The organism is Fictibacillus enclensis, from assembly GCF_030123385.1.
GTDB lineage: Bacteria > Bacillota > Bacilli > Bacillales > Fictibacillaceae > Fictibacillus_C > Fictibacillus_C enclensis.
The window spans coordinates 3,270,712-3,294,039 of sequence record NZ_CP126109.1 but is presented as its reverse complement, the minus strand read 5'-3'; the positions used below and the strand labels follow the sequence as shown (position 1 = coordinate 3,294,039).

The 23,328-nt window shown below is 46.1% G+C and carries 21 protein-coding genes, 1 riboswitch and 1 other annotated feature; of the genes, 17 read left to right on the top strand and 4 right to left on the bottom strand.

Features of this window, described 5'->3' with window-relative positions; all coding sequences use genetic code 11:
• Nucleotides 1–27: 27 nt before the first annotated feature.
• A complete protein-coding gene (gene sspI / locus QNH15_RS17300) occupies nucleotides 28–234 on the bottom strand; it encodes a small acid-soluble spore protein SspI (protein WP_283889473.1) in 207 nt (68 codons plus the stop codon).
• Nucleotides 235–367: 133 nt separating this feature from the next.
• Here sspI and QNH15_RS17295 point away from each other — a divergent pair, with 133 nt between their 5' ends.
• The 3 genes from QNH15_RS17295 to pheT all read left to right on the top strand — a co-directional run bounded on the left by QNH15_RS17295 (nucleotide 368) and on the right by pheT (nucleotide 4,960).
• Nucleotides 368–1,132: a TrmH family RNA methyltransferase gene (locus QNH15_RS17295; protein WP_283889472.1), complete on the top strand. Its 765-nt coding sequence runs from the start codon at nucleotides 368–370 to the stop codon at nucleotides 1,130–1,132.
• Between the two features lie 71 nt (nucleotides 1,133–1,203).
• Nucleotides 1,204–1,443 (top strand) — a binding site (T-box leader).
• Between the two features lie 39 nt (nucleotides 1,444–1,482).
• A complete protein-coding gene (gene pheS / locus QNH15_RS17290) occupies nucleotides 1,483–2,517 on the top strand; it encodes a phenylalanine--tRNA ligase subunit alpha (protein WP_283889471.1) in 1,035 nt (344 codons plus the stop codon).
• 13 nt (nucleotides 2,518–2,530) lie between these two features.
• Complete coding sequence (gene pheT / locus QNH15_RS17285; protein WP_283889470.1) at nucleotides 2,531–4,960, top strand: phenylalanine--tRNA ligase subunit beta; 2,430 nt, start codon at nucleotides 2,531–2,533, stop codon at nucleotides 4,958–4,960.
• Between the two features lie 56 nt (nucleotides 4,961–5,016).
• On the opposite strand, the gene rnhC is transcribed toward pheT, so the two are convergent.
• Nucleotides 5,017–5,961 (bottom strand): ribonuclease HIII, encoded by a 945-nt coding sequence (rnhC, locus tag QNH15_RS17280; protein WP_283889469.1) that lies wholly within the window; start codon nucleotides 5,959–5,961, stop codon nucleotides 5,017–5,019.
• A 139-nt stretch (nucleotides 5,962–6,100) separates the two neighbouring features.
• On the opposite strand from rnhC, the gene zapA reads away from it, so the two are divergent.
• The 5 genes from zapA to QNH15_RS17255 all read left to right on the top strand — a co-directional run bounded on the left by zapA (nucleotide 6,101) and on the right by QNH15_RS17255 (nucleotide 11,526).
• Nucleotides 6,101–6,382, top strand: a complete 282-nt coding sequence (gene zapA / locus QNH15_RS17275; RefSeq protein WP_061972549.1) for a cell division protein ZapA — start codon at nucleotides 6,101–6,103, stop codon at nucleotides 6,380–6,382.
• Nucleotides 6,383–6,922, top strand: coding sequence for a CvpA family protein (locus QNH15_RS17270; RefSeq protein ID WP_061972550.1), 540 nt, complete (start codon nucleotides 6,383–6,385; stop codon nucleotides 6,920–6,922).
• 66 nt (nucleotides 6,923–6,988) lie between these two features.
• Nucleotides 6,989–8,710 carry a DNA polymerase/3'-5' exonuclease PolX gene (gene polX / locus QNH15_RS17265; RefSeq protein ID WP_283889468.1) on the top strand — a complete coding sequence of 574 codons (1,722 nt, stop codon included), beginning with the start codon at nucleotides 6,989–6,991 and terminating at the stop codon, nucleotides 8,708–8,710.
• Between the two features lie 28 nt (nucleotides 8,711–8,738).
• Entirely contained in the window at nucleotides 8,739–11,108 is a 2,370-nt protein-coding gene (locus tag QNH15_RS17260) for an endonuclease MutS2 (RefSeq protein WP_283889467.1), read from the top strand.
• A 13-nt stretch (nucleotides 11,109–11,121) separates the two neighbouring features.
• On the top strand, nucleotides 11,122–11,526 hold the full coding sequence (locus QNH15_RS17255; RefSeq protein ID WP_061972553.1) for a DUF350 domain-containing protein: 405 nt from the start codon (nucleotides 11,122–11,124) through the stop codon (nucleotides 11,524–11,526).
• Nucleotides 11,527–12,087: 561 nt separating this feature from the next.
• Here QNH15_RS17255 and QNH15_RS26130 read toward each other — a convergent pair.
• Nucleotides 12,088–12,255, bottom strand: coding sequence for a DUF6254 family protein (locus tag QNH15_RS26130; RefSeq protein WP_164988823.1), 168 nt, complete (start codon nucleotides 12,253–12,255; stop codon nucleotides 12,088–12,090).
• Nucleotides 12,256–12,445: 190 nt separating this feature from the next.
• On the opposite strand from QNH15_RS26130, the gene QNH15_RS17245 reads away from it, so the two are divergent.
• The 9 genes from QNH15_RS17245 (at nucleotide 12,446) to QNH15_RS17205 (ending at nucleotide 22,198) form a co-directional block, all read left to right on the top strand.
• Nucleotides 12,446–14,152 carry a long-chain-fatty-acid--CoA ligase gene (locus tag QNH15_RS17245; protein ID WP_347343350.1) on the top strand — a complete coding sequence of 569 codons (1,707 nt, stop codon included), beginning with the start codon at nucleotides 12,446–12,448 and terminating at the stop codon, nucleotides 14,150–14,152.
• 144 nt (nucleotides 14,153–14,296) lie between these two features.
• Complete coding sequence (fadR, locus tag QNH15_RS17240; protein ID WP_283889466.1) at nucleotides 14,297–14,890, top strand: fatty acid metabolism transcriptional regulator FadR; 594 nt, start codon at nucleotides 14,297–14,299, stop codon at nucleotides 14,888–14,890.
• A 39-nt stretch (nucleotides 14,891–14,929) separates the two neighbouring features.
• The gene (locus tag QNH15_RS17235) at nucleotides 14,930–15,700 is read left to right on the top strand and encodes an enoyl-CoA hydratase (RefSeq protein ID WP_283889465.1); all 771 of its coding nucleotides are present in this window, start codon (nucleotides 14,930–14,932) and stop codon (nucleotides 15,698–15,700) included.
• A 21-nt stretch (nucleotides 15,701–15,721) separates the two neighbouring features.
• A complete protein-coding gene (locus QNH15_RS17230) occupies nucleotides 15,722–16,492 on the top strand; it encodes an electron transfer flavoprotein subunit beta/FixA family protein (protein WP_283889464.1) in 771 nt (256 codons plus the stop codon).
• A 13-nt stretch (nucleotides 16,493–16,505) separates the two neighbouring features.
• Nucleotides 16,506–17,483, top strand: a complete 978-nt coding sequence (locus tag QNH15_RS17225; protein WP_283889463.1) for an electron transfer flavoprotein subunit alpha/FixB family protein — start codon at nucleotides 16,506–16,508, stop codon at nucleotides 17,481–17,483.
• A 90-nt stretch (nucleotides 17,484–17,573) separates the two neighbouring features.
• Nucleotides 17,574–18,173: a histidine phosphatase family protein gene (locus tag QNH15_RS17220; protein ID WP_283889462.1), complete on the top strand. Its 600-nt coding sequence runs from the start codon at nucleotides 17,574–17,576 to the stop codon at nucleotides 18,171–18,173.
• 106 nt (nucleotides 18,174–18,279) lie between these two features.
• Nucleotides 18,280–18,591 carry a thioredoxin gene (trxA, locus tag QNH15_RS17215; protein ID WP_061972561.1) on the top strand — a complete coding sequence of 104 codons (312 nt, stop codon included), beginning with the start codon at nucleotides 18,280–18,282 and terminating at the stop codon, nucleotides 18,589–18,591.
• 193 nt (nucleotides 18,592–18,784) lie between these two features.
• Nucleotides 18,785–20,506, top strand: a complete 1,722-nt coding sequence (gene uvrC, locus QNH15_RS17210; protein ID WP_430667171.1) for an excinuclease ABC subunit UvrC — start codon at nucleotides 18,785–18,787, stop codon at nucleotides 20,504–20,506.
• A 76-nt stretch (nucleotides 20,507–20,582) separates the two neighbouring features.
• Nucleotides 20,583–20,773: riboswitch (Lysine riboswitch) on the top strand.
• 189 nt (nucleotides 20,774–20,962) lie between these two features.
• A complete protein-coding gene (locus tag QNH15_RS17205) occupies nucleotides 20,963–22,198 on the top strand; it encodes an aspartate kinase (protein WP_061972562.1) in 1,236 nt (411 codons plus the stop codon).
• 37 nt (nucleotides 22,199–22,235) lie between these two features.
• Here QNH15_RS17205 and bioB read toward each other — a convergent pair whose 3' ends face one another.
• On the bottom strand, nucleotides 22,236–23,225 hold the full coding sequence (gene bioB / locus QNH15_RS17200) for a biotin synthase BioB (protein WP_283889460.1): 990 nt from the start codon (nucleotides 23,223–23,225) through the stop codon (nucleotides 22,236–22,238).
• Nucleotides 23,226–23,328: the final 103 nt, after the last annotated feature.

Here is a 23,328-nt window from a genome sequence, read left to right as displayed (position 1 = left end):
ATCCCGGGAGATTTCCCGGGATGTTGTTTATTTTAAGCCGCTTGATAGCGTGGACAGCAATTCTTCTTTTTTCTGGGTGTCTGATTCTTTCCAGATGACCTCGAATAATACGCCAAGCCCTGGCAGCATTTTTTCTTCACCGCTCTGGATGGCATCCACAATCGTGCTTTCGAGCTGGTCTTTATTGTTGCCGGAAACATTTGCAAGAACTGCCTTACGGATATCGATATCCATATTTATCACCTCAGGATCAATTTAGTTCATTTAAGTTTTTGCTATTTCCTAGTTTTTATTAAGAGCTCATGGATTATGTATCATTTTGAAGATATAATAAAAAAAGTTGAACGTGATAAAGGATGGTTGAGGAATGAAACGGATTGAATCCGAACAAAATGCATCGGTTAAACAATGGAAAAAGCTCTATACGAAAAAGGAGCGGGACAAATCGGGCCAATTTATCATAGACGGCCCTCATTTGATTGAAGAAGCACTTCGTCATCACGTTCCCATTGCCCATTTGATTGTGGAGGAATCCTATATCCTTCCCGAAAATTGGGATGTATCTGCTCTGGACCCATGGGTGGTGCCGAAGAAAATCATGAAAATGCTTAGTGACACCGAGCATCCCCAAGGGGTGTTGGCGGTTTGCCGGATGAAAGAACAGCCTCTAAAAGCGAGACCAGATGGGAAGTATCTTTTGATCGACGGAGTACAGGACCCGGGCAACCTTGGAACCATCATCAGGACTGCAGACGCACAGGGTATAGATGGTATTATTCTGGGAGAAGGCACCGTTGATGTATATAACAGCAAAGTGCTCCGGTCCACTCAAGGGTCACTGTTTCATGTGCCGGTGGTAAAAGGAAGTCTGGACGAATGGATCGCGGATTGCAAAACGGTAGGTGTCCCAGTGTTTGTGTCTGCACTGAAAGGGGCAAAACCGCTTCAGGAGGTACAGTCATCCGGATCGTTCGCTCTTGTGGTCGGGAACGAAGGCAGCGGTGTCCGTTTTGAAAGCATAGAGGGGGCAGACGAATTGGTGTACATCCCCATGTTTGGGAATGCTGAATCGTTAAACGTGGCTGTGGCCGCAGGAATCATGCTGTATGAACTCATGAGAAACCGGCAATAATTGAATGGAAAACGTAATTTCAATTGCACAGCCATCAATGTTCCACTATAATAAGAAGACAACTGCATGAACCAAATGCAATGATGGAGAGTAGTACATAAAAGCTCGCCGGTAAAGGGAGGAAGCACCTTGACTGAAAGTGTTTCTACGGTTGAATTTATCGAATTCGCTCCTGAGCAGTCGCCTGAACGAATTGTCAGTAGGGTGAACCGGATCCAGTCCGTTATGGAAATGAAGTGAACAAGAACAAGAGGCGCTTTGCCTTTTTCTCTTGATTAATTTGGGTGGTACCGCGAATCCTCGTCCCTTTTCGGACGGGGTTTTTTTATTTTCAAAAGGAGGCCGAAAAAATGCAGGACCGATTACAAGCACTAAAAGAAGAAGCACTGCTGAAAATTGAGCAGGCAAGTGATTTAAAAGCATTGCAGGATATTAAAGTATCCTATTTGGGTAAGAAGGGCCCGATTACTGAAGTATTGAAAGGAATGGGCAAGCTTTCACCCGAAGAGCGCCCGGTCGTAGGGGCTTATGCCAACGAGGTCCGAGACGCTATCACATCTGCGCTGGAATTAAAAATCAGCGAACTGGAACAAGCGGTAATTGAAGAAAAGCTGAAAAAAGAATCCATTGATGTCACGCTTCCGGGACGCCCGGTCCGAAAAGGAAACGCTCATCCGTTAACTGCAGTTATTGAAGAAATTGAAGACCTTTTCTTAACGATGGGCTTTACTGTGGCTGAAGGACCTGAGGTGGAAACGGATTATTATAATTTCGAAGCGTTAAACCTTCCGAAAGACCATCCGGCACGCGACATGCAGGACTCATTCTTTATCACGGAGGACATTCTGCTTCGAACTCAAACCTCACCGGTTCAGGCGAGAACAATGGAAAAGCATCACGGGAGAGGCCCGGTTAAGATCATATCGCCCGGTAAAGTGTACCGCAGGGACGATGATGATGCGACACACTCCCATCAGTTCATGCAGATCGAGGGTCTGGTTGTTGATGAAAATGTCCGCTTGAGTGACTTGAAGGGCGTCTTGGAGACCTTTGCGAAAAAAATGTTCGGAGAAGAACGCAAAATCCGTTTACGTCCAAGTTTCTTCCCGTTTACAGAACCGTCTGTGGAAATGGACATCTCCTGTTTTAAATGCGGAGGAAAAGGCTGCTCCATCTGTAAGCATACAGGCTGGATTGAAATTCTTGGAGCAGGCATGGTTCATCCGAACGTACTTGAAATGGCAGGCTTTGATTCGAAAAAATATACCGGATTTGCATTCGGCATGGGTCCTGAGCGTATTGCCATGCTGAAATATGGGATTGATGATATCCGTCATTTTTACACAAATGATCTTCGTTTCTTAAAACAATTTAAAAAGGCATAAGGAGGGGAATGTTGTGTTAGTTTCTTATAATTGGCTAAAAGACTATGTAAACCTTGATCTTTCAGCAGCTGAACTTGCTGATAAAATAACAAAAAGCGGAATTGAAGTAGAAATCGTTGAATCCCTCAATAAAGGGATTACCGGTGTGGTGGTTGGCCTCGTGCTGGAATGCGTACAGCATCCAAACGCGGACAAATTGCGTGTATGTAAAGTTGACCTCGGTGAAGAAGAACCGGTTCAAATCGTATGCGGGGCACCGAACGTGGCGGCCGGCCAGAAAGTTCCGGTCGCAAAAGTGGGAGCAGTACTTCCGGGGAACTTCAAAATAAAAAAAGCGAAGCTGCGCGGAGAAGCCTCCAATGGAATGATCTGCTCTCTCACTGAATTGGGCGTTGAAGGTAAACTTGTGCCAAAGGAATATTCCAGCGGGATCTTTGTTATGCCATCCGACGCGGAAATCGGAAGCGATGCATTGGCGTACCTGAATCTTGATGATTATGTTCTGGAACTTGGATTAACGCCTAACCGTGCAGACTGCCTGAATATGCTTGGAGTCGCTTATGAAGTAGCTGCTATCTTAAATGAAGAACTACGCCTTCCTGAAGTGCAGGTGGAAGCGTCGGGAGAGAAAGCATCTGACTATGTATCCGTTGCGGTCGATGCAAAAGAAGACAATCCGTATTACGGTGCCATGATCATCAAGAATATCACAATCGCTCCCTCGCCGTTATGGATGCAAAACCGCCTGATTGCAGCAGGAATTCGTCCCATCAATAACGTGGTGGATATTACAAACTACGTGTTGCTGGAGTACGGCCAGCCGCTTCATGCATTTGACTATGACCGGCTTGGATCCAAGGAGATTCTTGTCCGCCGTGCAAAAGACGGTGAGGAGATGGTTACTCTTGATAATGCCAAGAGAAAGCTGGGCACCAATCACCTGGTGATCACCAATGGTAAAGAGCCTGTGGCTGTTGCCGGTGTAATGGGTGGTGCCACATCCGAGGTGCAGGATGACACAACAACCGTATTGCTTGAAGCTGCCTATTTTGAAGGCATCCGTGTAAGAGCGGCTTCCAAGGATCTTGGGCTGAGAAGTGAAGCCAGCTCTCGCTATGAAAAAGGAATCGACCGAAATCGTGTATATGATGCGGCATACCGTGCAGCTTCTCTCATGGCCCAATACGCAGGCGGTGAAGTGGCACAAGGAATCGTTGAAGCCGGAGAGCGTTTGGTTTCTGAAGGAAAAGCTGAAGTGACGCAAACGCGGATTAACACCTTGCTCGGAACCGAGATCGAAGGTGAACAGATCAGCGATATTTTAAAGCGTCTTCGCTTTGAATTTGACGTTCAAGGTGAAAACTATGTTGTTACCGTTCCAACGAGAAGACCGGATATCACGATTGATGCCGATCTTGTGGAAGAAGTCGGACGAATTTATGGATATGACCGAATTCCAACCACCTACCTGTTAAGCGAAGGGCGTCCTGGCGGGCTTACACCATATCAGGCCGCACGACGGAAAGTGATGCGCTATATGGAAGGAACCGGTTTGTATCAGGCTGTCACCTATGCGCTCACAACGACTGAAAAATCCAATGCCTTTACGTTTTCAGAGGAACAGGAAAACGTGCACAGCATCAAGGTTTCTCACCCGATGAGTGAAGAGCGCAGTACGCTCAGAAGCACGCTGATTCCTCAGCTTCTCGAAGTGTTAAAGCATAATCATCACCGTTCGATTGATGATGTGGGAATCTTTGAAATCAGTTCGGTATTTTTTGCCCATGAGCAATCCCTGTCCGTTTTGCCGGAAGAGAAAACGTATCTTTCCGGGGCTTTGACCGGGTTATGGAGTATTCATCCTTGGCAGGGTGAGAAGAAGAAAATTGATTTCTTTGTTGTGAAGGGAATTCTTGAAGGGCTGTTTGAAGAGCTTGGCTTGCACAGCAGAATTTCATTTGAGATTGAGAGCCTTCCAGGCATGCATCCCGGCCGTACAGCTGTAGTGAAACTCGACAGCATTGTCGTCGGATTCATCGGGCAGATTCATCCGGGAACCCAGAAGGAATGGGATTTGAATGAAAGCTATGTGTTTGAATTGGATCTTGACCAGCTCCTTGGGGCAAGTGTCGAACCGACCGTGTATCAAACTCTTCCTCGATTCCCTTCCATCACTCGGGATATTGCCGTAGTGGTTGATCAAAATCTGCCGGCAGGCGATTTGAACACGGTCATCCATGAAGCTGGAGGAGAGTTGCTGAAGGAAAGCAGCCTGTTTGATTTGTATGAAGGAGAACGGATGGAAGAAGGAAAGAAATCGTTGGCGTTCTCGCTTAAATACTACGATCCTGAACGAACGTTAACAGATGAAGAAGTAACGAAAGCTCATGAAAATATCCTGCGCAGCCTGGAAGAGCGATTTGGTGCCTCATTGCGTAAATAATGCTGCAAAAAACCCGCTGTCTGAAACCAGACAGCGGGTTTTTTCGTATAATGAGACTAGTTGCGCTTTCCGTGTGCCAGATTCATCGCCTTTTTCGTGTTGGCAAAATGAATCTTGGCGATATCGTTCAAGAAATCCGGGCCATGTTTGCGAATCAATTCGGCGGCCTTGACATCCACTTTGCTGCCCGCGCCCTTTGGAATTTCGATTCCTGTTTTGGCACTGATTTTATCCATTTCGTTTATAAAAGCATAGCGTGCGAGAATGGAGGACGCTGCCACTGAAAGATGCAGGGATTCGCCTTTGGTGGCAAAGTACACTTGATCTTTTACCACCGTGGATTGCCGTGACAGGTAGTTGAAGTAGACGCCCGGTTCACAGAATTGATCCACCAGGATACCGTCCACTTTTTCATTCTTCGTTTTTTCCAGCATATGAAGAAGCGCTTTATTATGCAAAAGAGCCTTCATTTTTCCCTGGCTCATTCCCTTGGCCTGCAACTCGTTATATTTTCGGTTGTCGAGCACCAGCAGGCTATAGGGAATGGTATGCAAGAGATCTTTGGCAATGGAAACGATCTGGAGATCATTCAAAAACTTTGAATCTTTGACCCCGAGCTCTCTGAGGAGTTCCAGCTTGGATTCCGGCACATACGATGCAACCACGGTGATCGGGCCGAAAAAATCTCCGGTTCCGACTTCATCACTGCCAATGAGGGATAAAGAGCCAACATTTTCGGGAGGAGCGTAGGCATGGGCTGGTTTGTCCTTCTTTGGTTTGCTTGCTGAGGGAGCAGGTTTGATGTTCCATTTTAGGGCTTCCGCTTCCGCATTCTTTCCTTGAAATAATACTTTTCCAGATTTATAGGCAGTTATGGTGCATCCCGGCGGCTTTGCGGTAAAAATGCTGCCAGGCGGTGAGGCGGCCGGAATGAATGCTTTGTAGGCTTCTTTCATCTTCTGGATTTCCTGTGTAGTTGCTTGCAATACGGTGTTCGCCATTTTTATTTTCCTTTTCACTAAATTTGTTTTACAAAATTTTGCTTTAATGTTAACAGATGATACAACAAATATTTTCATAAGTGTTCGCTTTCTGTTAAGATAATGAATAGAGTTTCATCCTTTTATAAGAAAGTGAGCTATGAATGGAGGTAATTTTGTGGCGGAAGAAAACATGAGAGAACGGACCATCGTTGAGATCTTTGGTCAAAAATATACAGTAATGGGTACTGAGACTTCCAGCCACATTCGTTCAGTCGCTGCAATGGTTGACGAAAAAATGAGGGACATCCAGCAATATAACGCTGTGCTCGATACGAAACAGCTTGCCGTCCTTACTGCAGTTAACATCATGAACGAATACTTAAAGACTAAAGAAGAGCTGGAAAAATTGCAACAGCAGATTAGGAAAGAGGATAGATAAATGTTAGATTTAATATTGATTGTTCTTTTGATTGCAGGGTTCTTTATCGGCCTGAAGCGCGGGCTTGTCATGCAGGTTGTCCACCTCGTCGGTTTTATTGCTGCATATGTGGTGGCGTATCTGTACTTTGATGATCTGGCACCGCATCTGAAACTTTGGATTCCATATCCATCGGTTGGAAATGACAGTCCAATGTCATCCATCCTGAACAGCATATCACTCGAGGACGTTTATTACCGGGCGATTGCCTTTGCGCTCCTTTTCTTTGCAACCAAAATATTGCTTCAGATTGTCGGCAACATGCTCAGCTTCATTGCAGAATTGCCGCTGCTCCGTACCGTGAACCGCTGGCTTGGAGGCGTTCTCGGATTTGTTGAAGTCTACCTGATTTTATTTCTGTTGCTTTATGTGGCTTCCCTTGTACCATCGGGTTCCATTCATACCGCATTTCAGGATTCCTTCATCGGACAGAGCATGGTAAAAAACACCCCGGTCTTCTCGGATACGATAAAAGATTTGTGGAGCAAAAACATGGCATAAAACTTCTCTCAAGCAGAGAAGTTTTTTTACCGTACGAGTCGATCAAATTGAAGGAGGGAATTCCCGATGAACAAAAAAGAAGTTGTTAATGTGCTGGAAGTAATAGCCGTTTATATGGAAATCAAAGGGGAAAACTCATTTAAAACCTCAGCGTACAGAAAAGCAGCCCAGGCTCTGGAGACAGACGACCGGAACATGGAGCAGATTGAGGATCCTTCTAAATTAAAAGGGATTGGAAAAGGAACCGCTTCCGTAATCACGGAACTTATGGAAACAGGAAGGTCATCTTTACTTGAAGAATTGCAGGCAACGCTTCCTTCCGGCCTGTTAACCATGCTCAAAATTCCGGGTCTTGGCGGCAAAAAAATATCAAAGCTTTATCAGGAACTCGGTGTTACCGATATTGATAGTTTAAAAGAGGCCTGTGAACAGGAAAAAGTGAGAGGCCTTGCCGGATTTGGAACAAAAACAGAGGAGAAAATTCTTGCGGCCATTGAAGAGCTTGGAAAGCGTCCGGACCGTTTGCCCATTGCTTACATGCTGTCCGTGGCCGAAAAAATAGAAAAGCAACTTTCACAAATCGATGGCGTCGAGCGGTTTTCCAGGGCTGGAAGCCTGCGACGCTGCCGTGAAACCATTAAAGATTTAGACTTTATTCTTGCCGTGTCCGAACCTTCTTTTATTAAGGAAAAGCTTATAGAGCTTGAAGACGTTTCCGAAATCATCGCCAAAGGAGATACGAAGGTATCAGTCGTGCTCCAATATGATTACCCGGTTTCTGTTGATTTCCGTTTGGTCGCCGAAGAGCAGTTTGCCACAGCGCTGCATCATTTCACCGGCTCCATGGGGCATAATGTGCAGATGAGACAGCTGGCCAAGGAACGAAATGAAAAGATTAGTGAATACGGCGTAGAGAATTCAGAGACCGGCGAAATGTTGACGTTTGATTCTGAAGAAGACTTTTATGCTCACTTTGGCCTTCAATACATCCCGCCGGAAGTCCGTGAAGGCGAAAATGAACTGGAACTTTTTCGTGAACCGCAAAGGCTCATTCAAGAAAGTGACATAAATAGCGATCTCCATATGCACTCCACCTGGAGCGACGGCGCCAACACCATTGAAGAAATGGCTGAGGCGGTGAGGGCCAAGGGATATACACACATGGCCATTACGGACCATTCAAAGTACCTGGTCGTCGCCAATGGGCTGACGCCGGAACGCCTCCGCAAACAGCGGCATGAAATTGACCGTTTGAACGAAAAATACACCGATTTTAAAATTCTGGCTGGTGTAGAAATGGATATTCTTCCGGATGGCTCACTCGATTATGATGATGAAATGCTGGCTGAGATGGACCTTGTGATTGCATCGATCCACTCTTCATTTTCCCAAAACAGGGAAACGATCATGAAACGGTTGAAAACAGCGCTAACCAGCCATCATGTGGATATTATTGCCCATCCGACCGGCCGGATTATCGGACGCCGTCCAGGCTATGACGTGGATGTGGAATTGCTGATTGAACTTGCCGCAGAAACAAATACTGCTCTTGAACTGAATGCCCATCCCAGCCGTTTGGATCTAGCTCCGCAATGGCTGAAGCTGGCACAGGAAAAAGGCGTGAAAATTACCATTAACACGGATGCCCATTATAAAGATACACTCGATTTTATGGAAGTGGGTACAGCTGTCGCAAGAAAAGGGTATATACGCCCTGAAAATGTATTGAACACGATGACACTGGAAGAACTGACTTCCTTTTTAAAACGAAACGACAATAAGGAATAGCGAACGCTCCTAAGGAGGAGGAATCATTTTGCAAGAACGTGTTCAGAGAGTATTAGAATACACCAAAATTATTGAACAGCTAAAAAAGCATGCCAGCTCAAGCCTGGGACGACAAAAGGCGGAACAGCTGCAGCCATCCATTGATTTTGAGGAAATCAAGCACTGGCAGGACGGCACGGATGAAGGCGTAAAAGTCCTTCGTCTGAAAGGGCAGGCCCCACTCGGGGGAATCCGGGACATCCGGGCAAGCCTGAAGCGTACCCAGATTGGCGGTGTGCTGAATACGGATGAGCTTTTGGATATCTCCACCACCATTTATGGCGGAAGACGCTTCAAGCGGTTTACCGAAGGAATGGTGGAAGACGGAATAGAACTGCCAATTCTTGATAGCCTGGTGGCGGATATTGAACCCCTTACCGATCTTGAGCGGGAAATCAAAGCCTGTATTGATGATAACGGCCATGTGATGGACAGCGCAAGCCCAGCTCTTCGCACGATTCGCGGTCAGCTTCGCACATTTGAATCCAGGGTCCGGGAGAAGCTCGAGAGCATGGTGCGCTCCTCCAGCTACCAAAAAATGCTGTCTGATGCAATCATCACCATCCGGAACGAACGTTTTGTGCTCCCAGTCAAACAGGAATACAGAGGCAATTTTGGCGGTATGGTTCATGACCAGTCTGCATCTGGAGCAACGCTGTTTATCGAGCCGCAGGCCGTGGTTACGATCAACAACCAGCTGAAAGAAGCGAAAGCCAAAGAAGCCAGGGAAATCGAAAAGATCCTGAGAGAGCTGTCTGTGCTTGTTGGGGAATCAGCCGAACTTCTTGCGCATAATGTAGCCATTTTGGCGGACATTGATTTTATTTTCACGAAAGCACAGTACAGCCGGGTATTAAAAGCAACAAAACCGATCATGAACGACAGAGAATACATTTCCCTTCATAAGGGACGGCATCCACTGCTCGACCAGGATACTGTTGTTCCCATTGATGTGGAGCTTGGCGGTGCGTTTCAATCGCTGATTATTACCGGACCGAACACGGGCGGTAAAACCGTTACGCTCAAAACCATCGGCCTGTTGTCATTGATGGCCCAGTCCGGCCTTCAGATTCCAGCCGAAGAAGAATCCGAAATGACCGTTTTTGAAGCCATTTATGCTGATATCGGGGATGAACAGTCGATTGAACAGTCATTGAGTACGTTCTCCTCACATATGGTCAACATCGTCGACATTTTAAAACAAGTGAACTTCAAAAGCCTGGTTTTATTTGATGAACTGGGCGCTGGCACCGATCCGCAGGAAGGAGCAGCCCTGGCCATCTCCATCCTGGATTATGTGTATGCCCGCGGGGCGAAAGTCATCGCAACAACTCACTATAGCGAACTAAAGGCGTATGCGTATAACCGTGACGGGGTGATCAACGCAAGTGTCGAGTTTAACGTGGAGACACTGCGGCCGACCTATAAGCTTTTGATCGGCGTACCCGGCAGAAGCAACGCGTTCGAAATCTCAAGGCGACTTGGTCTGAAGCCATCAATTATCGACGAAGCAAAATCGCAAATCAGTGATGAAGATAACAAGATTGACAACATGATTCGTTCTCTTGAGGACAACCAGAAACGTGCCCAGGAAGAACGTGAAAAAGCGATTGCCATCCGGAAGGAAGCGGAACAGCTTAAAGCGGATCTGGAAGCCGAACTGCGCCACCTCGAACAGGACCGAGACCGTTTGCTTGAAGAAGCAGAGCGAAAAGCGGAAGAAGCGGTCGCCAATGCTAAACAAACTGCAGAAACTGTTATTAAAGAACTTCGCGAATATCAGAAAGAGGCGGCAGGAAATGTTAAGGAACACCGTTTGATCGATGCGCGCAAACGCCTGGAAAACGCCACACCGAGCCTTCGCTCCAAAAAGAAGAAATCCACAGGTGCTGCCAAGCCTAAGACCGTTTCTTTCAAGCCGGGTGACGAAGTCAAGGTGCTGAGCTTTGGCCAAAAAGGGCACATCATTAACAAAGTCAGCGACAAAGAGTATCAGGTTCAAATTGGTATTTTAAAAATGAATGTGGCTGTGGGTGATCTTGAACCGATCAAGCAAACGAAAGAGAAAAAGCCCGAGCCGCGTTCCTTTGTCAAAGTAAAGGGCAGTGATGACTCGGTTCGTCCGGAGCTCGATCTTAGGGGCAAGCGTTACGAGGATGCCATGATCGAAGTGGATAAATACCTGGATGAGGCGATGCTCGCAGGATATCCTCAAGTTTCCATCATTCACGGAAAAGGAACGGGTGCACTTCGTTCCGGTGTTCAGCAGCTTCTTAAGTCCCATCCCAATGTGAAATCGACCCGGATGGGGGCAGCCAATGAAGGCGGAAGCGGAATTACAGTCGCTTTACTAAAATAATCGGAGGTTAGAGATGGATGTATCCCAGAGTCCGTTTATCCAAACGGCAGCATACTACAGTGTAGTCGTCCTTTTTCTCGTCATATTCCTTGCAATATTTGAGCTGGTTACCCGGTATCAGAACTGGGTGGAAATAAAAAACGGAAACGTGGCTGTTGCCATGGCGACTGGTGGGAAGATTTTTGGTATTGCCAACATCTTCAGATACTCCATTGCCCAGAACGACTCCTTGCCGCAGATGATGGGGTGGGGGCTGTTCGGCTTTGTGCTGCTGTTGGTAGGGTATTTTATCTTTGAATTTCTAACCCCGAAATTTAATATAGACGAAGAGATTGAAAACGATAACCGGGCAGTGGGGCTGATCTCTATGATCATTTCCATCGGATTGTCCTTTGTTATCGGTTCAGGGATCCACTAGGAGAGAGTGAAGCATCGATGGACACATTATGGAAAGTTTTATTTGTAGTAAGCGGCCTTTTTATTCTGTTCGGCATCGTTTATTTGCTTTTTTTTACGTAAATATTTAAAAGGTTGCAGCGCACTGTGATGCGCTGCAGCTTTCTTTGTTGTTTTTATAGCAGAAGAAACCGGCCTGATTTTGGCCGGTTTTTGAGTAAATAGAGGTTTTTTGGGTCCGTCATGGCGGAGGTATTCGCTCGCATCCCTCAACACAAAAGCGTGTTGCTGGCTGTGAACTTCAGCGCTTGTCGGACCAAAACGGTCCCTTCAGCTTTTCTTGATCCAGCTTCAGAAGGCAAAGCCTCGGCCGTTTCACTCTCTCACCTCAACACAAAAGTCGTGTTGCTGTGCGAGAGTTCCAACGTCTTTCGGCTCTGAACGCCTGCTTCAGCTTTTCTTGATCCAGCTTCAGAAGGCAAAGCCTCGGCCGTTTCACTCTCTCACCTCAACACAAAAGTCGTGTTGCTGTGCGAGAGTTCCAACGTCTTTCGGCTCTGAACGCCTGCTTCAGCTTTTCCAACTAATACTCAATCTCGTCATAGTCGGCTGGCTGGGTGGTGAGCTCGTTGTTGTTTTTCATGCCAATTTCGCTTGAGAGTTCATGCTGTGATTTAATTTTGCCATGGGGGTGCTGGGTTTCTTTTCCCGCTCTTTGTTCCCCTTCTCTTCGTGCTTTGGAATGGGTCATTTTTTTCTCCTCCTTTGCGCTTTACTGTTAGTATGCGGTCTAGAAACACAGTCAATCCGCGAAAAAAAGTGCCAAATCCAGTAAAAAGTTTTTAAATTTTAAAAATATATGTTAAATTGAATGCGTTTTCACTATAATATTGTATGAGAGAGTATTTTAAAGAAAGGCGTGAATTAAGGAGGAGATAAAAGTGGAAAGAAGATGGCTAAACCATTATCCACCCGAAATCCCCAGTGAGGTTGACTACAAAGAAAAGCCTTTATTCACGTACCTGGAAGAAGCAGCTAATATAAACCCAGAAAAAACTGCTCTTCATTTTTTAGGAAAAGAATTATCGTATCAGGAGCTGCATGACAGTGCGCTCCGCTTCGCCAACGGATTGGTTTCCCTGGGAATAGAGAAGGGGGACCGGGTGGCAATCATGCTGCCCAATTGCCCGCAGGCAGTCATTGCCTACTACGGAATTCTCCTTGCCGGTGGAATTGTGGTCCAAACCAATCCTCTTTATACAGAAAGAGAACTAAGCCATCAGCTGGAAGACAGCGGGGCTGTGGCGATCGTTTGTCTGGACCAGTTGTTTTCAAGAGTAGCGGCGGTCAAAGAGGAAACTTCACTAAGGCATGTGGTTGTCACAGGCATTAAGGACTATTTGCCGTTCCCGAAAAACGTGGTTTATCCGTTTATCCAGAAAAAGCAAAAGCCGTATATTTTGGTTGATGTCCAGTATGGTGGCAGTGTTCATGCATTTAAAGAAATGCTGAACAACAGCAGTACGTCAAGAATTCCCCTGGAAATTGATCCAAAGGAAGATATTGCGCTCCTGCAGTATACAGGCGGAACGACAGGGCCCTCAAAGGGTGTGATGCTAACGCATTCCAACCTCGCCGTGAACGCTAAGCAATGCAGCATCTGGATTTATAAACATCGGGTCGGGGAAGAAGTCGTGCTGGCGGCACTTCCGTTTTTCCATGTGTATGGCATGACGGTGGTCATGAACCAGGCGATCATGACTCGGGCAAAGCTGATTATTCTGCCCCGTTTTGATGCCAAGCAGGTGCTCCAGACGATTCATAAACAGCGTCCAACTTTGTTTCCCGGAGCACCGACCATGTACATTGCCTTGCTGAACCATCCTGATTTAGGGAAGTATGATCTTTCCTCTATCAAGGCATGCATCAGCGGCTCCGCTCCTCTTCCATTGGAGGTCCAGCAAAAATTTCAGGATGTGATATCGGGAAATATTGTCGAGGGCTACGGACTGACGGAGGCTTCTCCGGTAACCCATTGCAATTTTATTTACGGCAAAAAGGTAAAAGGCAGTATTGGTGTTCCATGGCCTGATACGGAAGCCGCCATCTATTCCACGGAACGGGATGAGCCGGCACATGTCGGCGAGGTGGGCGAGTTGATGGTGCGCGGTCCCCAAGTAATGAAGGGGTACTGGAACCAGCCCGAGGAAACAGGGGCGGTCCTGAAAGACGGATGGCTGATGACCGGGGATATGGGCTATATGGATGAGGATGGATATTTCTATATCGTAGACCGGAAAAAAGATCTCATTATTGCCGGCGGCTACAATATTTACCCGCGGGAAGTTGAAGAGGTGCTTTACGAGCACGAAGCGGTAAAAGAAGCAGTAGTGGTCGGGGTACCTGACCCTTACCGGGGGGAAACCGTAAAAGCATTTGTGGTGTTAAAAGAAAACATGACTTGTACAGAAGAGCAGTTAAATCAATTTTGCCGCGAACATATGGCGGCATTTAAAGTGCCAAGGATTTATGAATTCCGTGCCGAGCTTCCGAAAACCATGGTCGGAAAAATATTGCGGCGTGTTCTGCTGGAGGAAGAAAAAGCAAAAGAACGGCAGACACAATCACCGGAAGCACAAGAGATTTAAGGGCCTTTTTAAAAAGGTCCTTGTTTTTTTAGCAAAAGAATTGAATAATAGAATTGACAGAAAAAAACGACTTGTTTTACAATTAAATTATGAATGAACAATCATTCAGTTTACAGCAGCTCGTTTTGAAGTGAGGAGATTATCGTGAAACGTAAAGGCCCAAAGTATGACCAAATTATTGATGCCGCGGTGAATGTCATTGCAGTTCATGGATATCATCAGTCCCAAGTATCCAAGATTGCAAAACAGGCATCTGTAGCAGATGGGACGATCTACCTTTATTTTAAAAATAAAGAAGATCTGCTCGTTTCTGTTTTTAACGAAAAAATGGGAACCTTTATCGAAAATACGGGGAATGAGCTGAAAGGAAAATCGTCGGCCATTGAAAAGCTGTTAACACTGATCGAGATGCATTTCAATCTGTTGAATGAGGATCATCAACTGTCCATTGTCACCCAACTCGAGCTTCGCCAGACCAACCGGGCGCTTCGTGCCAAAATTGGTGAGGTTTTAAAGCGGTATCTGTCACTGATTGATCTCATCCTGAAAGAGGGGATGGAGGAAAACGTGTTTGACAGAACAATGGATACACGGCTCGCACGGCAGATGATTTTTGGGACGATAGATGAAACGGCGACGAACTGGGTGATGAACGACCACCGTTACGATCTGCCTTCCCTGGCTCTTCCAGTACACCGAATGCTTGTTAATGGATTAAGCAATAATGCAGGGAGCTAACGCCCCTGCATCAACCAGATAAATAAGGAGTGTGAGAGAGTGGAGTTCTTACAGGTTCATAAAGAGAATCGCATTGCCACCATACAGCTCAACCGGCCCCCGGCGAACGCCTTGTCGACCCAGCTGATCCGCGAATTGTCCAAGGTGTTTGATGAACTTGAGCATGATGGTGAAGCAAAAGTGATCGTGCTTAAAGGAGAGGGCAGATTTTTTTCTGCAGGGGCGGATATCAAAGAATTTACAACGATTCAGAATGAAGCCGATTTTGCGGAACTTGGAGCGTTTGGCCAGCAGCTTTTTGACCGGATGGAGAATTACCCGAAACTGATTATAGCTGCCATACACGGTGCCGCACTTGGTGGTGGCCTGGAGCTTGCAATGGCATGCCATATCCGTCTGGTTTCAAAAGAAGCAAAGCTTGGTTTGCCAGAGTTGCAGCTTGGGTTGATTCCCGGTTTTGCAGGAACACAAAGGCTCCCGAAATATGTAGGAGCGGCGAAAGCGGCTGAAATGCTCGTCACCTCGGAACCGATAACCGGAGAGGAAGCGGTGGCGTGTGGATTGGCGACAGCAGCGTATCGAGATGAAGACCTTTTTGAAAAGGCTTACAGTCTGGCAGGAAAGGCAGCGGCCAAGAGTTCTCTCTCCATCCGTTATACCCTCGAACTTTTGCAGTATGCTTCAAAAGGACAATACGCAGAAGGAGCCAAAAAGGAATCTCAGTATTTCGGAAAAGTGTTTGTCTCCGAAGATGGCCAAGAGGGGATTCAGGCATTTATCGAAAAACGAAAGCCAAACTTTAAAAACTAATTTTCCATTGGAGGGTTTTGCATGAATTTATATGTGATTTTAAAACGCACGTTCGATACCGAAGAGAAAATCAGCATTTCCAACGGGGAAATTTCCCATGACAGTGCCGAGTACATCATCAATCCGTACGATGAGTACGCAATTGAAGAAGCGATTACACTCCGTGATGCACATGGCGGTGAAGTTACGGTTGTAACGGTCGGAACAGAAGAATCCGAAAAAGAATTGCGCACAGCACTTGCCATGGGTGCCGATAAAGCCGTTTTGATCGATACTGAGGAACTTGACAGCACAGATCAGTTCACCACGTCTGCCGTGCTGGCTGAGTTTTTCAAAGATAAGGAATATGATTTAATTCTTGGTGGAAACGTGGCGATTGATAATGGTTCAGGTCAAGTCGGCCCGCGTTTGGCTGAACTTCTTGGAATTCCGCAGGTCACCACGATTACAAAGATTGAAGTAAACGGCACGGATGTCTCCATTGAACGTGACGTGGAAGGCGATGTGGAAAAGATCGAAACGTCCCTTCCACTATTGGTAACCGCTCAGCAGGGATTGAATGAACCTCGCTATCCTTCTTTGCCGGGAATTATGAAGGCCAAGAAAAAGCCGCTTGAAACGCTGGAAATCGATGATCTGGACATCGATGAGGAAGATGTAGAAGCCAAAACAAAGACGGTGGAAGTATTCATGCCGCCTAAGAAAGAAGCAGGAAAAATCTTAAGCGGTGAAGTCAACGACCAGGTTAAAGAACTTGTTTCATTACTACGCTCAGAAGCAAAAGTGATATAAGGAGGAATACAACATGTCTAAAAAGGTTCTGGTACTCGGAGAAGTTCGTGACGGAGAATTAAGAAATGTATCCTTTGAGGCTGTAGCTGCAGCAAAGGAAATTTCTTCAGGCGGAGAAGTCATCGCTGTCCTATGCGGTGAAGGATTAAATGAAGCAGGTAAAGCATTGATCCACTATGGAGCCGACCGCGTGGTACTTGCTGAACACAGCTTGTTATCCAACTATTCAACAGATGGATACGTTCAAGCGCTTTTGCAAGTGATTGACCAGGAAAAACCCGATGGATTGGTACTTGGGCACACAGCGCTGGGGAAAGACCTTTCTCCAAGACTTGCAGCCCGCCTGAAATCCGGATTGATTTCCGATGTGACGTCGCTTGAGCAAGCCGGAGAAAATGTGGTATTTACTCGTCCGATCTACTCTGGAAAAGCGTTCGAGAAAAAAGTGATCACAGACGGACTTGTATTCGTCACCATCCGACCGAACAATATCACGCCGCTTGAATTCGATGAAAGCCGCTCGGGAGATGTTGCTGCTTTAGCGGTTGATGTAAAGGATTTACGCACGGTTGTTAAAGATGTGGTCAGAAAAGCTTCCACAGGCGTTGACCTTTCCGAAGCGAAAATTATCGTGGCAGGAGGGCGCGGTGTAAAATCCCAGGATGGCTTTAAGCCGTTGCAGGAATTGGCAGATGTACTGGGGGCAGCGGTAGGTGCTTCCCGCGGAGCGTGTGATGCAGACTATTGCGATTACTCCCTGCAGATTGGTCAGACAGGCAAGGTGGTAACACCGGATCTGTATATCGCTTGCGGAATTTCAGGGGCGATTCAGCATCTGGCCGGCATGTCCAATTCTAAGGTGATCGTCGCAATTAACAAGGATCCGGAAGCGAGCATCTTCTCTGTTGCCGATTATGGCATTGTTGGGGATTTGTTTGAAGTCGTTCCCCTGTTAACCGAAGAATTCAAGAATGTTCTGGTGAAATCATAAGCAAAGCGCCGGCGGTCTCTGCCGGCTTTTTGTTATTACAGCCCCATCAATGATACAATGGGTCCAAATCTGAAGAAATGAGTGGGCAAATTGACGACAGTAGCATTTGTAAGACATGGCCAGACCGATTGGAATGCCGCGGGAAGAATTCAGGGAATCATAGATATTCCGCTCAATGCGGATGGCCGGGCTCAAGCGGGTGCTTTGGCCGGGCGGTTTGAGGGAGAACAATGGGATCTCATTGTGACTAGTTCACTCTCCCGTGCCCATGAGACAGGGCGGATCATTGCAGAAGTCCTTCATGTGCCTTTGGCTACGGATTCGCGGATACGCGAAATGAATTTCGGGCGCCTGGAAGGAACGGATGAAGCCGGGCGGATCAAGCGATGGGGAGAGCAATGGAACGATCTTGAACATGGAATTGAAAAGAAGGAAGAGGTCCTGAAGAGAGGATACCAGTTTCTTCAGGAGCTGACTGAAAATCATGAAGGAAAAAAAGTAATGGTCATCAGCCATGGGGCATTTATCGGTACACTGATCAGGGATATGATGAAAGCTGAGGAGTATGAAGCTTCACTCTTTAATACATCAGTGAGTATCCTGAACTATAGGGAGCAGCAATGGGAGTGCCTGTTGTTTAATTGTAACGCTCACCTCAAGGTTCCCTCACCAATGAATGGCAGGGTTTGATTCTGTCACGATTTGGGTACGATAAAGCATGAGCAAACAAATAGATGTAAATTAGGTTTGATGATATACTCTGTTTACATGCTGAAATTAAGGAGGCAATTTTAATATGGCAATTGTAAATGCAACTGATCAGACGTTCAGCCAAGAAACAAGTGAAGGCCTAGTGCTAGCAGACTTTTGGGCACCATGGTGCGGACCTTGTAAAATGATCGCGCCGGTTCTAGAAGAGCTTGCCAGCGAGAACGAAGATCTAAAAGTAGTAAAACTTGATGTTGACGAAAACCAGGAAGTAGCCGGAAAATATGGAGTAATGAGCATTCCAACTCTTATCGTTTTCAAAAATGGTGAGGTCGTTGACCAGGTTGTAGGCTTCCAGCCGAAAGAAGCACTGGGCGAACTGTTAAACAAACACAAATAAAAAACGAAGGAAGGGCTGGCCATGATATGGCTGGCCTTTTTCTTGGCTTTAATTATAGAGAGCGTCTGTTCTTATGAACTGCAAAATTAAGGGTATCATGCTATGATATTACATAGAAAAAGGGGGGAGAGGCACGTTGGATATTATAAGAGAAAAGTTGGCAGTACTTCCCGATCAGCCAGGATGCTACCTCATGAAAGACCAGTTCGGAAAGGTTATCTATGTTGGTAAAGCAAAGGTCCTTAAGAACCGGGTAAGGTCTTATTTTTCAGGTTCGCATGATGGGAAAACTCAGCGTCTGGTAGCGAACATTGCGGATTTTGAATACATCATTACCTCCTCGGAATTTGAGGCTCTCCTTCTTGAAATGAACCTGATCAAAAAATACGATCCGAAGTTTAATGTCATGCTGAAAGATGATAAAACCTATCCTTATCTGAAAATAACCGGAGAGGAACAGCCAAGGCTTTTATATACCAGAAAGGTAAAAAAAGATAAGGGCAAGTATTTCGGGCCCTTTGTCAATGCCTATGCAGCCCAGGAGACCAAGAAGCTGCTGGACCGTTTGTATCCGCTGCGCAAATGCGATCATATGCCAAATAAAGTGTGCCTGTACTACCACATCGGACAATGTCTGGGGCCTTGTGTGTATGATATTACGAAGGAACAGAATAAAAAGATGGTCGATGAGATCGTGAAGTTTTTAAATGGTGGTTTTCCCGAAGTTAGGGAAGAATTAACGAAAAAAATGCTTGCGGCATCGGAAGAGCTTAATTTTGAACGCGCAAAGGAACTCAGGGACCAGATCCAGCATATCGATGCCGTTATGCAGAAGCAGAAAATGATGACCGCTGATATGGCGGACAAAGACGTGTTTGGCTATCATTACGACAAAGGCTGGATGTGTGTTCAGGTTTTCTTCATCAGGCAGGGCAAACTGATCGAGAGAGACGTTTCCCTTTTTCCGTTCTATGGAGAAGCCTCCGAGGATTTCTTAACGTTTATCGGTCAGTTTTACCTGCAAAAAAGCCATATCCTCCCCAAAGAAATTATTTTGCCTCAAGAGGTAAACGGGGATATGGTGAACGAGCTGCTTCAGGTGAAGGTGTCGCAGCCAAAACAAAGGCAAAAGAAAGAATTTGTTGATCTTGCCACGAAGAATGCCCAAAATGCGCTGAAAGAAAAGTTTGCACTCATCGAGCGTGATGAAGAACGGACCATCAAAGCGGTCGAAAGCCTTGGAAGGCAGCTGAACATCCCGGCCCCTTACCGGATAGAAGCATTTGATAATTCAAATATCCATGGCACCAGCCCGGTGTCGGCGATGATTGTTTTCGAGGATGGTAAACCAAACAAAAAAGAGTACCGGAAATACAAGATTAAAACGGTAACCGGTCCTGATGATTATGCTTCCATGAAAGAGGTCGTGCGGAGAAGGTATTCACGGATTCTGAAGGAAAATGGACAGCTTCCGGATCTGATAATCATTGATGGCGGAAAAGGACAGATTGCCGCAGCGCAGGATGTTCTTGAAAATGAATTAAATCTCTTTATCCCGGTTGGCGGATTAGCGAAGGATGAAAAACACCGCACGTCTCAATTGTTAATGGGAGATCCTCCGGAAATTATGGAAATGCCGAGAAACAGCCAGGAGTTTTATCTTCTGCAGCGCATACAAGATGAGGTGCACCGTTTTGCCATCACGTTCCACCGTCAGGTCAGGGATAAGGGCATGTTTCGTTCCAGCCTTGATAATATCCCGGGTGTCGGTGAAAAAAGAAAAAAACTGCTGCTGAGAAAATTTGGATCCATAAAAAAGATGAAAGAGGCGACCATGGAGGATTTCCGGGCAGCAGGCATCCCCATGGGGGTAGCAGAAGAAATCATGCAGGCGCTGCAAAAGGATCCATCATAAAAAAGGGTTGATTTTTAAAATCTGCTTTGCTACACTAAATACAAATTTTAAAAGAGCGCCATACTTCAGTTTTTGAAGTGATGGTAGAGGAGCAAAAACCAATAGTAAGCAACCGGAAGAGAAGGAGCTCTTATGACGGTGGCTGAAAGGGGATTTTTGCCGAAGCTTTAGGAAACTTCCTTTTTCTTAAGGCTGGACCTGCATTGAATAAATGCAGAGCTGTCACACATTCCTTGCCCGGAGGATGTGTGGAGGACTATCTCACATGAGGGGAAAACATGCTGGCTTACTGTTGCCTATTCAAGCAGCAATAAGGTCTTTTCCTTATTGCTGCTTTTTTGTATTCATAAACAGTTTTACAGTCTGTTGAAAAAGTGGAAGCCAGGACTTGGCTGGCCATATCTGGGTGTCTTTTTAGCATAACAACTTTTTGCGGATAAGAAAGGATGGACCATTGTGGCGTTAATCGTTCAAAAATTCGGAGGGACAAGTGTAGGTACTCCCGAAAAAATCAGGAATGCGGCCAGACGGATTATTCAGGCAGCAAATGAAGGAAATCAGGTGATTGCGGTTGTTTCTGCCATGGGCAAGACAACCGACGATTTGGTAAAGCTGGCAGGAGAAATCACAAGCAAACCATCCAAACGGGAAATGGACATGCTGCTCACCACAGGTGAACAAATTACCATATCATTGTTAGCCATGGCTCTTGAGGAGGCCGGTCACCCGGCGGAATCTCTCACCGGATGGCAGGCGGGTATCCAAACGGAGAGCCTTCATGGAAATGCGAGAATATTGGACATTGATACGAAAAGAATCGAAACGCTTTTAAATGAAGGGAAAATAGCAGTCGTTGCCGGATTTCAAGGGTGGACAGCCTCGCAAAGGATTACGACTCTAGGTCGGGGAGGCTCGGACACAACAGCTGTTGCTATAGCTGCAGCCCTTCGTGCGGACAAGTGCGAAATTTATACGGATGTGACCGGTGTGTTTACCACCGATCCCCGGGTTGTGAAGCATGCGCGGAAACTGGCTGCCATTTCTTATGATGAAATGCTTGAGCTGGCCAATTTGGGGGCAGGGGTCCTGCATCCAAGAGCAGTTGAATTTGCCAAGAATTACGGAGTAAAGCTTGAAGTTCGTTCAAGCATGGAAGAGGAACGTGGAACAATCGTTGAGGAGGAAGCAGAAATGGAAAACAATCTAGTGGTAAGAGGACTGGCTTTTGAAGGCAATGTTACCAAAATCACAATTGAGAATCTCCCGAACGGATTGAATACACTTTCGTCTGTATTTTCTTTGCTCGCGGACAATAACATTAATGTTGATATTATTATTCAAAGTGTAAACAAGCAGGAAAAAACCAACATTTCCTTCTCCATTGACAGTGCCATTTTTGATGAGACGGTCCAGCTTTTGGAGCAAAACAAAGGACAGCTTGGTTTCAGCCAAATTCTCCACGAAGATGGACTGGCGAAGGTTTCCATTGTCGGCTCAGGGATGATCTCCAATCCTGGTGTCGCGGCACAAATGTTTAAGGCTTTATCTGATCAGAATATTATGATCAAAATGGTAAGTACCTCAGAGATCAAAGTATCCACTGTAGTAGGGCAGCAGGATATGATTAATGCTATTGAGACACTTCATGATGTATTTGAACTGGATGCGAGAGTACCAGTTCAACACGCGTAATAACGTCCGGGCCATTTTGCCCGGACGTTTTATTTTTCTATACGTTTGCCTTATCGTTCAAAAAGTCGATCTCAAACCCGAGGTCCTCAAGAATTTGATGATCTGCAGTAGTTTCCTGTCCGCCGGTCGTCAGATAATCCCCGACAAAAATGGAGTTCGCCGCGTAAAGCCCCAGCGGCTGAAGGCTGCGAAGATTAACTTCCCTGCCGCCGGATATTCTGATTTCCTTCGCAGGGTTCATATACCTGAACAAAGCCAGTACCTTTAAGCAGAAACGTGGATTCAGATTGTCCATGTTTTCAAGAGGAGTGCCCGGGATGGCATGAAGGAAATTGACGGGAATCGAATCCGCATCGATCTCCCGGAGCGACTTGGCCATAGATATAATATCCTTGTTGCTTTCTCCCATGCCGATAATGACTCCCGAACAAGGTGAAAGGCCGGCTTCTTTTATTTTGTCTAGGGTGGAGACCCTGTCTGCATATGTATGGGTGGTCGTGATGACACTGTGGTGGTCTTCGGATGTGTTGATGTTATGGTTGTATCGTTCTACGCCTGCTTCCTTAAGCTGCTGTGCTTGAGTTTCACTGACAATGCCCAGGCAGGCGCATATCTTCATAGTATACGAGGATTTGATTTCCTTTACGGCTTCGATCACGGTCGTCAAGTCTCTCTGGAGTGGTCCGCGCCCGCTTGAGACAATACAATACGTTCTGACATTTTGCTGATAGGCTTTCTCTGCCCCGGCGACAATGGTTTCTTTATCCATCATTGTGTATTTTTCAATTGATGCATAAGAAACAGAAGATTGCGAGCAATATCCGCAGTCTTCGGGGCACATGCCGGATTTTGTATTGATGATTTTATTCAATTTTACCTTCTTTCCAAAGTAATGCTTTCTCACGATAAATGAGCCTTGAAGAAGGGGAAGCAGATCATCATCCGAAGACTCCAGAATGCTCATGGCTTCTTGATGGGTAAGCACTTTTCCGTTGATCACATCTTTTCCAAGCTGGGTCCAGTCCATAGAATTCCCTCCTGATTGTCAACTTAAATAATTTACAAGTTAACATTAAGGGACGGGCCATAAAGTTGTCAATTAGGAAGTAAAAATAAAAAAAACCGGCATG